Below are 13,323 nucleotides of genomic sequence, written 5' to 3' on the forward strand. Positions count from 1 at the left end.
TGAACCATTTGACGGTAGAAAACCTGGAATATCTATAAAATGAAGAACGCCAAGCGCAAAAAACGCTTACCTAATAAACCCGCTATCGCGCTTCGGTCCACCCTGGCAGGATGCTGCCTGGTGCTGGCTTTTATCGCTTTTTTCTACTCCTGCGGATCTAAAAAAGCAGGTGATGGCATTTTTAAACTGGTGCCGTCCAGTGAGAGCGGTCTCGATTTTGTGAACCGCAATGTAGTAAGCGACTCAGTAAATATCCTGGATTACCTGTACTTCTATAACGGAGCAGGCGTAGCCGCCGCCGATTTCAACAACGATGGCCTGCAGGACCTTTACTTCGTTTCTAATCAGGACCAAAATAAACTGTACTTGAACAAAGGCGGGCTTAAATTCGAAGACATTACAAAAAAAGCGGGCCTCGTAGGCACCGGAAACTGGAAAACCGGCGTAACCGTTGTAGACATCAACGGCGACGGTTTAAAGGATATTTACGTTTGCGTGGTAAGCAACTACAAAGGTTTTAAAGGCAAAAATCAACTGTACATCAACAACGGCGATCTCACCTTTACCGAATCGGCAGCGAAGTATGGGCTCGATTTTTCGGGCTTCTCTACCCAGGCAAGCTTTTTTGATTACGATAAAGACGGCGACCTTGATATGTTTCTGCTCACTTCATCGGTACACAGCACAGATACTTATGGCGATTCTACCCAGCGTTTTAAATACAGCCACGATGCGGGTGATCACCTGTTCCGCAACGATAATGGCAAATTTACCGATGTAACGCAAGGCTCGGGCATTTATTCGGCGCCGATAGGGTATGGGCTTGGCTTAAGCGTGGGCGACCTGAACAACGATGGCTGGGACGATATATACGTAAGTAACGATTTTTTTGAGCAGGATTACTACTACGTAAACCAACAAGATGGCACCTTTAAAGAAGAATTGAAGAGCGCATTTGGGCATACCAGCCTTTTCTCCATGGGGAATGCGATAACGGATATCAATAAAGACGGGCATCTGGATGTGATAAGCACAGACATGCTTCCGGAAGATATCAAGGCACTAAAATCGACCATAAACGACGAGCCGCTTGATATATACAATCAGGAGGTGAACGCAGGGTATTACTACCAGTATTCGAAAAATAGCCTACAACTAAACGTGGGTAACGGCAGCAAGTTTGTAGATATGAGTCTGTATGCGGGCGTGTCGGCTACGGATTGGACGTGGTCGCCCTTAGTGCAGGATTTTGATATGGACGGGCGCAAGGATATTTTCTTTAGTAACGGCATCAAAAAGCGACTTAATGATATGGATTACCTGAAATACCTGGGCGACCCTGACGTAGTGAAAGATTTCAAGACGAGCCGTTTCTTCGATAAGGAAAAAATAAACCTGATGCCCGACGGGCAGGTGCACAACTATTTGTACCACGCCGGTGAAAAACTGAAGTTTACAGATATATCCGAAGGGAACGATATGCGCGATACCACCATTTCGGCAGGTGCGGTTTCTATCGATCTGGATAACGACGGCGATTTGGATATGGTAACCAATAATATGGATGCCCCGGCGTCTATCTATCAGAACACGACGATGGAGAATGCCAAGGATGCCAAGCCGCCTTACCTCAATTTCAGCGTAAAATACACTGCGCTTAACCCGGACGGTATCGGTACCAAATTTTTCCTGCGTTCCAACAACGATGTTGATCATCAGGAGATACAAACCAGCACTGCTTACGAAAGCACGCAGAACAATAACCTTACCTTTACCTTCCTGCCCGGCGATAAGCCCGCGGAACTGATGGTGATCTGGCCCGATAACTCCTATCAGATTATCAAAGATTTTAACCCCAATAAAAAAACGCTGATCACCTACAACAAAAGCCAAACGCAGCAAACTACAGATATGGTTGGCCTGATAACCAATTACACCAAACGCGATGCGCAGTTTAGCTATGTGCCGGTTAAGGCAAGCATACTCGCTACCCTGCAGCAGAACGAAACACCCGATTTTAACTATTACAACCTGTTGCCGCATACCTATCTGCCGCATACCCCGCCGGTAGCCGTGGCCGATGTAAATAAAGACGGCCTCGACGATATTTACGTGGGCGGTATGGCAGGCGATGACAAATATATTTTGGCAGGCAACAAGGCCGGCGGCTTCACAAAAGTGAGCGTTGCTGCCTTTGATGCTTTTAAAGATTACGGCGATACCGGCGCACAATGGGCCGATGTGAATAAGGATGGCCTGCCCGATTTACTGGTGCTAACGGTTAACAACCCCCTTCTCGAACCAAATAAACGCCAGCAGGTGCGTTTGTATATCAACAAGGGCAATTACCAATTCGAATACAAAGCCATTCCGCAGCCGGTGCAATTGGCATCTAAGATACTTTTTTATGATTTTGACGGCGATGGGCGAAAGGACATTTTCCTGGGTGCCGGCGTATCGTTCGTAGATTATACTGTAACGGCTGAATCTACTATTTTACTAAACAAAGGCAATGGTGATTTTGAACTGGCATCGCCGAAGGCATATACCGAAATCACCACGCTTAAATACGTAACCCAAATAACTGCCCGGGATATTAACGGCGATGGAACAGAGGATTTGTTGATAGCATCTGAATGGAACCCGATACAAATTTTCCTCAGCAAGAATAAAAAGCTCGTGAAATTCAGCAGTCCGCTGCTCGATGGGGCAAAGGGGTGGTGGCAGAGTGCAACCGTTACCGACTTGGATGGCGACGGCAAAGCCGACCTGATAGCTGGTAACTGGGGCGAAAACAGCAAGTACAACGTATCGGCCAATGAGCCGCTTTACGCTTACAACAATGATTTGGACAACGATGGCAGGAACGACCTCATCCTATCTTATCCTTATAAAGGCAAGTATTATCCCTTCCGCCCAAAAAACGATTTGGAGCAGGAGCTGCCCTACCTAAAAAAGGAATTTCTGAGCTTTCAGAAGATGGCAGATAAAACCACCGAGGATATCTTTGAGGACCGCATCAACCAAAATCGCCGCCTTGAAGCCAATGAGTTTAAAAGTGTGTTCATCAGCGATGTGCTGCACGCAACAGCCTCTACCGCTTTACCTTACCTATATCAGCAAGCGCCCATCCGCTCGGTTACGGTGTTAAATAACAAGCAGGGCGATGTGTTGCTAAACGGCAACTTTTGGGGAGTAGTGCCTTACGAGGGTAAGTACGATGCTCTTGGCCTGGTTACCATGCATTACGATAAGCAAACCAAACAGCTTTCGTTGCCCGAGTATTGGGTGAACCCGCTATTCAATTTCCAGGAAATGACTGCGCCGCAATTGGTTAAGACCGCCGCAGGCGAAAGCTATGTGGTAGTTACTTACGAGGGTAAATTGCTCCTGATAAGTAAGTAGACCTTAAAGGATGGGCCAGTAAAGTTTGGTTACCCATTTGGCGGTATCGGGTTGTGCAATGCGGTCGGTCACCATCAGCTCAAACGGCATGGCTACGGAGGTAAGCTTATAGTCTTTTTGAAAAGCGCGCATCTGCCAAAACGCATTGTCAATGGTGTTTCGCCCGCCTTTAACCTCTGTGGTCATGATATTGCCGCCTACCACCATTTTATTGATAACCGAATTTGCGGCGGGTGTAATTACCTTATTGATAGGGATGGCCACCATAATATGGTATTCGTTATCATCAGCTTTGGTAATGTTGAGCATGGGTTTGTTAGTTTCCGCAGCGTTTTGGGCGGCTATTTGCTTGCGCAGGCCGGCAGCCATAGCATAAACAGTTTCCACTGTGGGTGGGGTGGTACTAACTGAATTGGTTGCCAGCATGATGCCATCTTTTACTTTGTCTATTTTTATCGGAAGCCCGTAAACATTTATATCTTTTTGTATAAACTGCTTAAATACGTTCAGGAGGCTGTCCATGTCGTTCTGTTCAGATTTAATGTGCATAAATTCTGATACCCTGGTGAAGGGGTTAAGGCTACTTTGCTTAACGGCTTCCCAGGTGATTTTTGTAGAAACATCATCTATTGCCAGGTAGTTTATTTTGCCCTCTAATTCCACCTTCCCTGTATTGATGTCTACCTCAATATAACTGTTGGCGTCTTTTTGAATGGTGTACAACCTGCCGTCAAAGGCAAAAAGATTACTGTCTGATGCCATATGCTCGCCGGGCCACCATTTAGGCCAGGCTTCTTTTTTTACCAGGAATTTGAATACGTTGCCGTCTACGGCATCCACCGTAACAGTGCTGGTAGCAGTAATATTTTGCGGGATAATAAAATAAAGGCTGATGAAGGCCAATAACAATGCACCTAATACTAAAAGAGCAGGTTTCTTCATAAAACGGATAAATAACAAATAAAAAACAGCACGCAGAAACGCGTTTTGCGTTGCAAAAGTAACTATTTCACGGTGTTAAAATCAAACAATTTTATGCCCGTCAATTAGCAATAAAACCCCTATATTAGCCTCTAAACAAAGAAAAACCAATACCTGCCCGGCATCGAAAGCGCGGGCGTTTTTTCTTAAACCAATACATGATTATGAACCGTTTCCTGATTTTGCTTGCAGGTGTAGCCCTAACTTTTGCATCCTGCAAGAAAGCTGATTATCAAAAAGTTACAGACGACCCAGAACTGTACCGAATTACGGTAAAGAAACTAAACGATATCGTTCTAGAGAATAATTTCCCTCCGGTAATCGCATCGCGCAACTACGTGTACGCTAATATCGCCGCCTACCAGGTAATAGCGGCCGGCGACCCTAAGCATTTCCGCAGCTTATCGGGCCAGATAAAGCACCTGCCCACCGCGCCAACCCCGCCAAAAGATACCGACATCGATTTTAAGTTTGCCTCCATGCTGGCGTTTTGTACGGTTGGCAACGCTGTAACCTTCCCGGAGGGCAGCATGGCAATCTATATCGACGACCTGAAACAGAAGGCTAAGGACGCAGGTATGCCATCGGACGTGTTCGATAATACCGTGGCGTATGCCGATACCGTTGCCAAATACATACTTAAATGGAGTAAAAAGGATAACTACGCCCAAACCCGTTCGGCAAGCAAATATACCGTTACACGCAAAGATGGTCGCTGGATACCCACGCCACCCATGTATGCCCAGGCACTGGAGCCGCATTGGGGCGAGATACGCCCGATGGTGTTGGATTCGGCATCGCAGGTTGCTGCGCCCGAGCCACCAGCCTATAACATGACCGATAAGAACAGCGTTTTTTACAAAAACGTAATGGAGGTTAAAACACTGGTAGACAGTTTGAACAAAGAGCAAAAACACATAGCCGATTTTTGGGACGATAACGCCTTTAAGTTGAATGTGATAGGCCATGCATCCTTCGCTACCAAAAAATTCTCGCCCGGCGGGCACTGGATGAATATTGCAGGCACCGGCAGCAGGCTCAAAAAAGCCGATTTCGGCACCACCGTAGCAGCCTACACCGAAACATCTATCGCCTTGTTCGATGCATTCATCAATTGCTGGTACGTAAAATATCAAGCTAATAGCGTGCGTCCCGAAACGGTGATTACTAAACAGATTGATGCCGATTGGCGCCCGTACATACAAACCCCGCCTTTCCCCGAGTATATCAGCGGTCACGCGGTTATCTCGGCTGCTGCTGCCGAAGTGTTGACTAGTGCATTTGGCGACAATATTGCTTACACCGATTCGTCTGAATCTGAATTCGGTATTGAGCCGCGCAGTTTCCCGTCGTTCCGCGCTGCGGCATTGGAAGCGGCCATATCGCGTGTTTACGGAGGGATCCATTATAAAATTGCCTGCGACGTAGGCAATGCGCAGGGGCGAAAAATAGGGCAATTGGTTACCCAAAAACTGCAATTGAAAATAAAATAGCACCAATTTTATGAGAAGTATCAAACTGTTTTGCTTGCTGATGAGCCTTTCGGTATCGGTAAAGCTGATGGCGCAGGACCCCTGGGTGATAAAAGCCGATAAGATAGACCCGGCGAACTACTACGGCATTACGGTAGCCAACGGCATGATCGGTATCGTATCCTCGCCCGAGCCGTTCAAGGTGAAGAATGTGGTGCTGGCCGGCGCGTATGATTTGTATGGCCGTGGCCGTGTAAGCAATTTCCTGAACAGTTTCAATTTACTAAATATGTATTTGGAGGTTGACGGCCGCCGCCTGGATGCCAAAATGGTAAGCAATTTTAAGCAGGAGCTGGATATGCAGCGCGCCGCCATGACTACCACTTTCGACTATGGCGACAAGGCGAGCATCAAATACACCTATTATTCGTTGCGGCAATTGCCTTATACCGTGCTGATGGATGTTGCCGTGACTGCCAAAAAAGCAATCACGATTACCGCTGCCAGCGTAATGGAGGCACCCGATGCCTTGAAACAGGTTGAGAACTATTATAATGAGATTGACCGCCCACATGTAACCATCAGTTTGTTAACCTCTACCGCAAAAAGTCCTACGGGCAAACTGCAGCTTTGCGCATCAACTTCGTTCTTGTTTAACGAGCCGCACGGGCAGGAGCCACGGGTGATACACGAAATGTGGGACAATAATATGCACCTGATGAAATTTAGCCACCAGGTTGCTGCGGGGCAAACTTATTCCTATGGCGTAACCGGCTCGTCCATCACCTCTGCCCATCATGCCGACCCATTGAACGAGGCCGAGCGCTTAACCATTTTTGCCCTGCTGGAAGGTAAGGACAGGCTCATCAAATTCCACAACCAGGCATGGGATAAGCTTTGGCAAAGCGATATACAGATAGAAGGTGATGCCCAGGCCCAGCAGGACGTGCACAGCATGCTTTATCATTTATACTCGTTTTCGCGCGAGGGGACGGCACTGTCGCCATCGCCGATGGGCCTTTCGGGCCTGGGTTATAACGGCCACGTTTTTTGGGATACCGATTTGTGGATGTTCCCGGCTATGCTGGTACTGCACCCGGAGATTGCCAAATCGATGGTAGAATACCGTTTCGAACGGTTGGATGCCGCCCGAAAAAATGCCTTTTCGCATGGTTATAAGGGAGCGATGTTCCCTTGGGAAAGTGCCGATAGCGGGGTGGAAGAAACTCCCGTTTGGGCATTGAGCGGCCCTTTTGAGCACCATATTACGGCCGATGTAGCCAACGCCGCCTGGAATTATTACTGCGTAACGCAGGACAAGGAATGGCTGCGCGAGAAAGGCTGGCCCATACTATCTGCCACTGCCGATTTTTGGGCAAGCAGAGTAGAGCGCAACGGACCCGGCCATTACGATATCAAGAACGTAGTTGCTGCCGATGAGTGGGCCGAGAATATAGATAACAACGCCTTTACTAACGCTGCCGCGCAGGTTAACCTGAAAAATGCTACGGCAGCTGCCAAAATATTGGGCCTTACCGCCAACCCGGATTGGATGAATGTAGCCAACAATATCCCGATACTGAAGATGGATAACGGCGTAACCGCCGAGTTTGCCACTTACAAAGGCGAGGGCATTAAACAAGCCGACGTAAACCTGCTGGCCTACCCGCTGAAAACCATTACCGACCCTGCACAGATTAAAAAAGACCTGGAATATTACGAAACTCGTGTGCCTAACGAAGGCACCCCGGCCATGACACAGGGCGTGTTCGCCTTGCTATACGCCCGCCTCGGCAACGGTGACAAAGCCTACCATTGGTTTAAAGAAGCTTACGAGCCAAACCTTAACCCGCCTTTCCGCGTGATAGCCGAAACCAAGGGCGGCACCAACCCATACTTTGCTACAGGGGCAGGGGGCATTATCCAGGCCATGCTGATGGGCTTCGGCGGGTTGGACATTACGCCAGCGGGCATTGTACAAATAAAAAGCAAGTTGCCTGTCAACTGGAAATCATTGAAGATAATCGGGGTGGGGGTGAATAAGGTAACTTATACGGTGAAGTAAGCAATAGGGCGGGCCGCAACCCAGCAGAAGGTTGGCGACTATCACCGCGATAGGGATTGCAGTGAAAAACCCGCAGCGAAGGGGGGGGCTGGTGCGGCTGCGCGAGGATTTGTAACGGAAAGCCCGGGCCAAAGGCATCGCCCAAAAGCGCTTCACCATCTCGTCGTTGCAGGAGCGGCGCAGAGGCAAGTGCGCTAGGGCGCCGCGGCGATCATCGGCGAGCAGAGCGGATATGCAAGTGCGCTTTGCTCATCGGTGTGATTAATAAAAACAAACTTTAAAATGGAAAAGCTAAAGGACAACATCATACTTTACGCCTTGGTGAAATATGGTTTTCATTTCCTGCTATTCGCGGCGTTTTTCTTTGCGGCAAATAGCTTATACCCAGTATTTCAGAACTTCCTCATCAACACTTTTTCGAAAATAAAGTATCATGGTGCCGAAGAGAGCTGGTTCTTCCTTATTTTCATATTCGCTATCGTGTGCCAGGGTATAGATTTTTCTATTGTGCGGAGGTACGGTCTTAAGGGATATACCATCGTTTATTTAGTGCCGTTTGATATCTGCTGTTTATTTATGGCTAACCTGGTGATGGTGTTTTATACCAATATTGTTTTTGCTAAGGCAGGCTGGGCTGATTTACACTTACTAACTAACGGCTTCGCAGTAGTTGCCGTTGTAGCATTGAAGAATCGATTAGTCGTGCGTTATTTAAAGCACAGTCAAAAGAAAGCGCTACTCGCTGGGCAAATTCCCGCTTAGCGTCATTCCGTCATTCCGATAATTTCTACTTCACTACATCCATGGTATGGCTCAGCTGCTCCACACCGCCTTGCCAGCCGAGGTGGCCGGGGATGATGTATTTGGCGTGCCCGTAGTACTTAATCACGTTTTCGATAGCGGCGGGCCATTGCTCCAGGTTGGCATCGCCTGTAAATCCTTTGCTATTCGTATCCAGGCTTTTTACCAGGCAGCCGCCTACAAGCACCAACTCATCCGGGAACCACACCACAATATTATCTTTAGTGTGCCCTTCGCCGGGGTAGTAGGTCTTTAGGGTTACGCCGCCTACCGTAAAAGTAGTATCGCGACTGAAGGTAAATTCCGGCAGTTTATTGTGCTCCTTTTTGGCGAGTTTATAGGTTAGTGTGCTGCTGTAGGTTTTGGTGCCGGCTTTCTTCAGTATGTCGAAACCAATAACCTTATCGTCATGAAAGTGGGTGGCTATGCAAAGCACTATCTTTTTATGATAAGTTTTAGCAAGCGTATCTATCAATTGCTGGGTTTGCGCCTCGCCCCAGGGGGTATCTATCAAAACAATGCCGGCATCTGTCACCACAAATAAGCTATTAGAAGGGTATAGTTCGCTATCCTTATCTGGGTAGCCATGCGATGTTACTACGTAATAATTTTTGGTAAGCGGTGTGATGATAATTTTTACCTGAGGCTTTTGGGCGAAAAGAATTGTTGATATCAACGCAAATAATAATGTGGCTATTATCTTCATTGTCCTCCTGAAAAGTAAATTTTAGTAGTTGTTGGATTTCCTTGCTTGTCTAACAAAATGCTTTCAATATAAAATTTTTGCGTTTTTTTAGTGGTTAAATCAATATCAAAAATCCAAAATAGGTTGACACCGCCCTCAGAGAAACCTGTGTGTTGTAGCGTTTTTAAATACTCTATTTTGCCATTTATGTAATTATTAAGAACAAAGGTCATTGTAGTAAAATGGTGACTTTTAGACGTTATCCGTATATGATAGGTGCGTGCGCTATCATTTTCAATAAATAAAGTTTTTTTCGTTCCTACATCGTAAACTAAAGCATGAAAAGCAAGGGTTGTTTGCGAACCCAAATCTCGTGGGCTTAAGATATAAATAACATGCTCGGATTTAGGGAGGCTATCTTTTATGGTTTTAAATAATATTTTACTAGGATTATTCTGCTCCAGGCCAGCTTTTTTCAACTTATGGTATGTCAGTCTATCGGTGCACGAATACAGTCCCAAGATAGTACAAAACACAATCAACCTAAATTTCATATGACAAATCAATAATTCTAAAGTTCTTCTAGCTTGGCTAAACTGAACTTATCCAGGCCGCTCACTACTACGTCCGCTTCGCTCAGCGTTTCCGGCGAGCCGATGCCCACCGCTTTCATACCAGCGTTTTTTGCGGCTTCTACACCCGCCACGGCATCCTCAAACACTATGCAATGGGCAGGGGATACGCCCAGGGCTTCGGCACCTTTCAGGAACACTTCCGGGTCGGGTTTGGCTTTGCTTACGCTGTTGCCATCTACCACGGCATCGAATAAGGGGGTTAATTGCAGCTTGGCCAATATAATCGGCGTGTTTTTGCTTGCAGAACCGATGGCCGTTTTGATGCCTGCATCGCGGCAGCTCTGTACGAATTCGCCAGCACCGCTGAGTATCTCGTCGGGCGTCATCAGGTTGATCATTTCCGTGTACCAGTTGTTTTTACGGGTAGCCATTTCTTCCTTCTCAGCATCGGTGGCATCGGTAACGTTGCCCCAGCCCAGCACCAAATCCAGCGATGCCATCCGGCTTACGCCCTTAAGCTGCTCGTTTTGGAGTTCGGTAAAATCAAAACCCATCTCGTTGGCCAAGCGTTTCCAGGCTTTATAATGGTATATGGCGGTATCTACGATAACGCCGTCGAGGTCGAATATGCAGGCTTTTATGGTGCTCATGTTTATACTAAACCGCTAATGTAGGTTTTGGTTGTTAATAATCATTATAAATAATTGTTAACATTATTTGGATTAATTATAAATAAATACAACCTTTGCATTGCAAACATGGTTACAACGCAGCATACTCAAGAGCTTTCTACCTGGACTAACGTATTCAGCACCACCAAAGGCGCTATATACCAGTGCGATGAAGAGCGTTGCTGGTACGTTGATTTTGCCGGCAAACTTAATAAATTCGATTACCGCTGCCTGCTGAAATTGAAGAAAGCGGTTTACCATGTAGATATCGAAGACCGCCTGCTGAACAGCGGCAAAGCCCCCGATGTAGAAATCATCTTCATTTGTGCCTGCGACCATACCTACGTGCTTACCCTACTGCAAATCATCGCCCTTAAAGAAATACTAGAGGGAACTTTCGTGATGTTCCAGCTGAACACCATCATTCAGGATACCCTGTACAGCCTTCCGCTGTAGTAATTTAGACTGAATTCATATTGCTTTTATTTTCTTTGCTGCTGATTTATAGCGGTATTATTGTGTAGCGAAATAAATCGGCACGTTTGTTGTCTTTTGTTATCAGCTCTAAAACCACAAGAACATGAAAGATCTTATCCGTATCAAAAGTCTGATTTCTGCCGAGGTAGAGTCGCTTTTAAATCAGCAGGTAAAGAAAGAAGCGTATTCGTCTTCCGTATATTTAGCCATGGCTTCATGGTGTAACCGCAATGGTTACGATTTTTCTTCTGACTACTTTTTCAAACAAGCCGAAGAAGAACGCCAGCACCAACTAAAATTCTACAAATATATTCTGGATATGGGCGGCAACGCCATTTCGCCCGATGTTACCGGCATCAAGCAGGAATATAACTCGTTCCGCGAAGTTTTCGAAGAAGCTTTAGACCAGGAAATAAGCGTTACTCAATCAATCAAAAATATTTACGCCCGTTGCTTAAAAGAGCAGGACTTTGTTACCAACGAGTTCCTGAACTGGTTTTTGAAAGAGCAGCGCGAAGAAGAATACAAAGCACGCCGTGCGCTGGAATTGTTCGATGTGATTGGCGAAGAAGGCACCGGCAGGTGGCAGATAGACAAGCACGTTGGCGGTATTGAATACAACGGCTAAGCGTAAGAAGCCTCATCCCAACCCTTCTCCAAAGGAAAAGGGCTATGATATTTAAGCCTCATCCCGACCGGATGGGGCTTTTAGCTCTCCAGCAATTTCAAAACTTCCTTAGGCGAATACTCTTTTAACCAGGTATTCCCCGGAGATATGGTACACACAGGTGCATAATCGCACCTGTCGGTGCACTCTATCCTGAAAACTTCGATATCATCCTTAGCGTGTTTGGCAAATTTATGGGCAAGCTTATACATGTCCTTACCGCCGCGCTTGGCGCATTTGCTGCCGGTACATACAAATAAAACCTTATCGGGTACGGTAAACTTGCTCATCACATCCTCCTTATTGCCAAATAAATAACCACACAAATAACGGGTTTATTTTTTATTTATACTTTTATGATGTTATAAGCACAAATAGACAACACCATGAAAGGCATCGAGATTATCTCCATCCCCGTAACCAACCAGCAGGCCGCCAAGGAGTTTTATTTAAAAATGGGCTTCACGCTGATAGTAGAAGCGCCCTACGAAGGCGGCTCTAACTGGATCCAATTGGGCATCCCCGGGTCCGATACCACTATTACGTTGGTGAACTGGTTCCAACAGATGCCGCCGGGCAGCATCCGCGGCCTGGTTATCAAATGCGATGACCTGGATAAAGATATAGCAGAGATGACCGCTCGCGGCGTAACCGTTGAACCCGCCCAAAAAATGCCATGGGGCCGCTTTGCCACGGTGAGGGATCCTGACGGCAACGCGATGAGCTTGCATGGGAAATAAGCGATTTAGTTTTAACCGCAAAGGACACAAAGAAAAACGCAAAGTGCCGCAAAGCCTTGCAACCGTAAAAAGCTTATTAAATAATTTGCAAGGCTTTGCGTTCTTTGCGCTAACGCCGCTGCAAATCCTTTGCGTTCTTTGCGGTTAATTAAAACCATGCATAATTTAGCCCCATGCTTAAACGACACTTTTTCCTTTTCCTCCTCATCCTTGCCACCGCCTGTAACAACGACGAAAAAGACACCAATAAAGATTACATCTACAAAGTTGTAGGCGTTAAAGATGGCGATACCATGGTGCTTCTCTCGCCCGATAATATACAAACCACCGTACGCCTTGCCGAAGTGGATTGCCCCGAAAAGAGCCAGGCATTCGGCCAGGCTGCCAAGCAATTTACATCAGACCTTTGCTTCGGCAAGCTGGTAAAGCTAATAGCCAACACACAGGACAGATATGGCCGCACGGTAGGCCAAGTAGAACTGGCCGATGGTACCAATGTAAACTACGCCCTGGTGAAAAATGGTTATGCCTGGCAATACCTTGCTTACTCAAAAAGCCCGCAACTGGCCACGCTGGAACAGCAAGCCCGGCAAAGCCGACTGGGCCTTTGGCAGGATGCCAACCCAACGCCGCCATGGGAGTTCCGCAAAGAGGGCAAGGCGCAACGCGCCCAAAACCAGGAAGCAAAGCCGAAGAAAGCCAAACGGCATTATAAGAAGAGGAAACCGAAGTATAGCGATACGGTAGTGATGTAGGTCTTTATCGCTCGCATATTTGACTCACC

At 46.8% G+C, this 13,323-nt stretch carries 13 protein-coding genes; 8 read left to right on the forward strand and 5 right to left on the reverse strand.

Annotated features, from left to right (window positions below; translation table 11 throughout):
- The first annotated feature begins 39 nt into the window (after window positions 1-39).
- Window positions 40-3,405 carry an FG-GAP repeat domain-containing protein gene (locus AC1DXC_RS08290; RefSeq protein WP_477458676.1) on the forward strand — a complete coding sequence of 1,122 codons (3,366 nt, stop codon included), beginning with the start codon at window positions 40-42 and terminating at the stop codon, window positions 3,403-3,405.
- Window positions 3,406-3,408: 3 nt separating this feature from the next.
- Here AC1DXC_RS08290 and AC1DXC_RS08295 read toward each other — a convergent pair whose 3' ends face one another.
- Window positions 3,409-4,347 carry a GyrI-like domain-containing protein gene (locus AC1DXC_RS08295; protein WP_477458677.1) on the reverse strand — a complete coding sequence of 313 codons (939 nt, stop codon included), beginning with the start codon at window positions 4,345-4,347 and terminating at the stop codon, window positions 3,409-3,411.
- Window positions 4,348-4,550: 203 nt separating this feature from the next.
- Here AC1DXC_RS08295 and AC1DXC_RS08300 point away from each other — a divergent pair, with 203 nt between their 5' ends.
- The 3 genes from AC1DXC_RS08300 (at window position 4,551) to AC1DXC_RS08310 (ending at window position 8,685) form a co-directional block, all read left to right on the forward strand.
- Window positions 4,551-5,879: a vanadium-dependent haloperoxidase gene (locus AC1DXC_RS08300; RefSeq protein ID WP_477458678.1), complete on the forward strand. Its 1,329-nt coding sequence runs from the start codon at window positions 4,551-4,553 to the stop codon at window positions 5,877-5,879.
- A gap of 10 nt (window positions 5,880-5,889) precedes the next feature.
- On the forward strand, window positions 5,890-7,923 hold the full coding sequence (locus tag AC1DXC_RS08305) for a glycoside hydrolase family 65 protein (RefSeq protein ID WP_477458679.1): 2,034 nt from the start codon (window positions 5,890-5,892) through the stop codon (window positions 7,921-7,923).
- A gap of 282 nt (window positions 7,924-8,205) precedes the next feature.
- Complete coding sequence (locus AC1DXC_RS08310; RefSeq protein WP_477458680.1) at window positions 8,206-8,685, forward strand: hypothetical protein; 480 nt, start codon at window positions 8,206-8,208, stop codon at window positions 8,683-8,685.
- 25 nt (window positions 8,686-8,710) lie between these two features.
- Here the strand turns inward: AC1DXC_RS08310 and bla are convergent, their stop codons facing one another.
- From bla to pgmB, 3 genes are all read right to left on the reverse strand, one after another.
- Window positions 8,711-9,430 (reverse strand): subclass B1 metallo-beta-lactamase, encoded by a 720-nt coding sequence (gene bla / locus AC1DXC_RS08315; RefSeq protein WP_477458681.1) that lies wholly within the window; start codon window positions 9,428-9,430, stop codon window positions 8,711-8,713.
- Window positions 9,427-9,888 (reverse strand): hypothetical protein, encoded by a 462-nt coding sequence (locus tag AC1DXC_RS08320; protein WP_477458682.1) that lies wholly within the window; start codon window positions 9,886-9,888, stop codon window positions 9,427-9,429. The genes bla and AC1DXC_RS08320 overlap by 4 nt, the downstream gene beginning before the upstream one ends.
- A gap of 92 nt (window positions 9,889-9,980) precedes the next feature.
- A complete protein-coding gene (gene pgmB, locus AC1DXC_RS08325; protein ID WP_477458684.1) occupies window positions 9,981-10,634 on the reverse strand; it encodes a beta-phosphoglucomutase in 654 nt (217 codons plus the stop codon).
- Between the two features lie 108 nt (window positions 10,635-10,742).
- On the opposite strand from pgmB, the gene AC1DXC_RS08330 reads away from it, so the two are divergent.
- Window positions 10,743-11,111, forward strand: a complete 369-nt coding sequence (locus tag AC1DXC_RS08330; RefSeq protein WP_477458685.1) for a hypothetical protein — start codon at window positions 10,743-10,745, stop codon at window positions 11,109-11,111.
- Between the two features lie 124 nt (window positions 11,112-11,235).
- Window positions 11,236-11,760, forward strand: coding sequence for a ferritin (locus tag AC1DXC_RS08335; RefSeq protein ID WP_477458686.1), 525 nt, complete (start codon window positions 11,236-11,238; stop codon window positions 11,758-11,760).
- Window positions 11,761-11,840: 80 nt separating this feature from the next.
- Here the strand turns inward: AC1DXC_RS08335 and AC1DXC_RS08340 are convergent, their stop codons facing one another.
- Window positions 11,841-12,089, reverse strand: a complete 249-nt coding sequence (locus AC1DXC_RS08340) for a (2Fe-2S) ferredoxin domain-containing protein (protein WP_477458687.1) — start codon at window positions 12,087-12,089, stop codon at window positions 11,841-11,843.
- 96 nt (window positions 12,090-12,185) lie between these two features.
- On the opposite strand from AC1DXC_RS08340, the gene AC1DXC_RS08345 reads away from it, so the two are divergent.
- Both AC1DXC_RS08345 and AC1DXC_RS08350 read left to right on the forward strand, forming a co-directional pair.
- Window positions 12,186-12,539: a VOC family protein gene (locus AC1DXC_RS08345; protein WP_477458688.1), complete on the forward strand. Its 354-nt coding sequence runs from the start codon at window positions 12,186-12,188 to the stop codon at window positions 12,537-12,539.
- A gap of 173 nt (window positions 12,540-12,712) precedes the next feature.
- Window positions 12,713-13,294 carry a thermonuclease family protein gene (locus tag AC1DXC_RS08350; protein ID WP_477458689.1) on the forward strand — a complete coding sequence of 194 codons (582 nt, stop codon included), beginning with the start codon at window positions 12,713-12,715 and terminating at the stop codon, window positions 13,292-13,294.
- Window positions 13,295-13,323: the final 29 nt, after the last annotated feature.

It is taken from the genome of Mucilaginibacter sp. P2_D11 (assembly GCF_056404435.1).

Excerpts from the sequence above, each read along its gene's own strand:
- AC1DXC_RS08290 (WP_477458676.1), top strand. The coding sequence starts at position 40 with ATGAAGAACGCCAAGCGCAAAAAACGCTTACCTAATAAACCCGCTATC.
- AC1DXC_RS08295 (WP_477458677.1), bottom strand. The coding sequence starts at position 4,347 with ATGAAGAAACCTGCTCTTTTAGTATTAGGTGCATTGTTATTGGCCTTC.
- AC1DXC_RS08300 (WP_477458678.1), top strand. The coding sequence starts at position 4,551 with ATGAACCGTTTCCTGATTTTGCTTGCAGGTGTAGCCCTAACTTTTGCA.
- AC1DXC_RS08305 (WP_477458679.1), top strand. The coding sequence starts at position 5,890 with ATGAGAAGTATCAAACTGTTTTGCTTGCTGATGAGCCTTTCGGTATCG.
- AC1DXC_RS08310 (WP_477458680.1), top strand. The coding sequence starts at position 8,206 with ATGGAAAAGCTAAAGGACAACATCATACTTTACGCCTTGGTGAAATAT.
- bla (WP_477458681.1), bottom strand. The coding sequence starts at position 9,430 with ATGAAGATAATAGCCACATTATTATTTGCGTTGATATCAACAATTCTT.
- pgmB (WP_477458684.1), bottom strand. The coding sequence starts at position 10,634 with ATGAGCACCATAAAAGCCTGCATATTCGACCTCGACGGCGTTATCGTA.
- AC1DXC_RS08330 (WP_477458685.1), top strand. The coding sequence starts at position 10,743 with ATGGTTACAACGCAGCATACTCAAGAGCTTTCTACCTGGACTAACGTA.
- AC1DXC_RS08335 (WP_477458686.1), top strand. The coding sequence starts at position 11,236 with ATGAAAGATCTTATCCGTATCAAAAGTCTGATTTCTGCCGAGGTAGAG.
- AC1DXC_RS08340 (WP_477458687.1), bottom strand. The coding sequence starts at position 12,089 with ATGAGCAAGTTTACCGTACCCGATAAGGTTTTATTTGTATGTACCGGC.
- AC1DXC_RS08345 (WP_477458688.1), top strand. The coding sequence starts at position 12,186 with ATGAAAGGCATCGAGATTATCTCCATCCCCGTAACCAACCAGCAGGCC.
- AC1DXC_RS08350 (WP_477458689.1), top strand. The coding sequence starts at position 12,713 with ATGCTTAAACGACACTTTTTCCTTTTCCTCCTCATCCTTGCCACCGCC.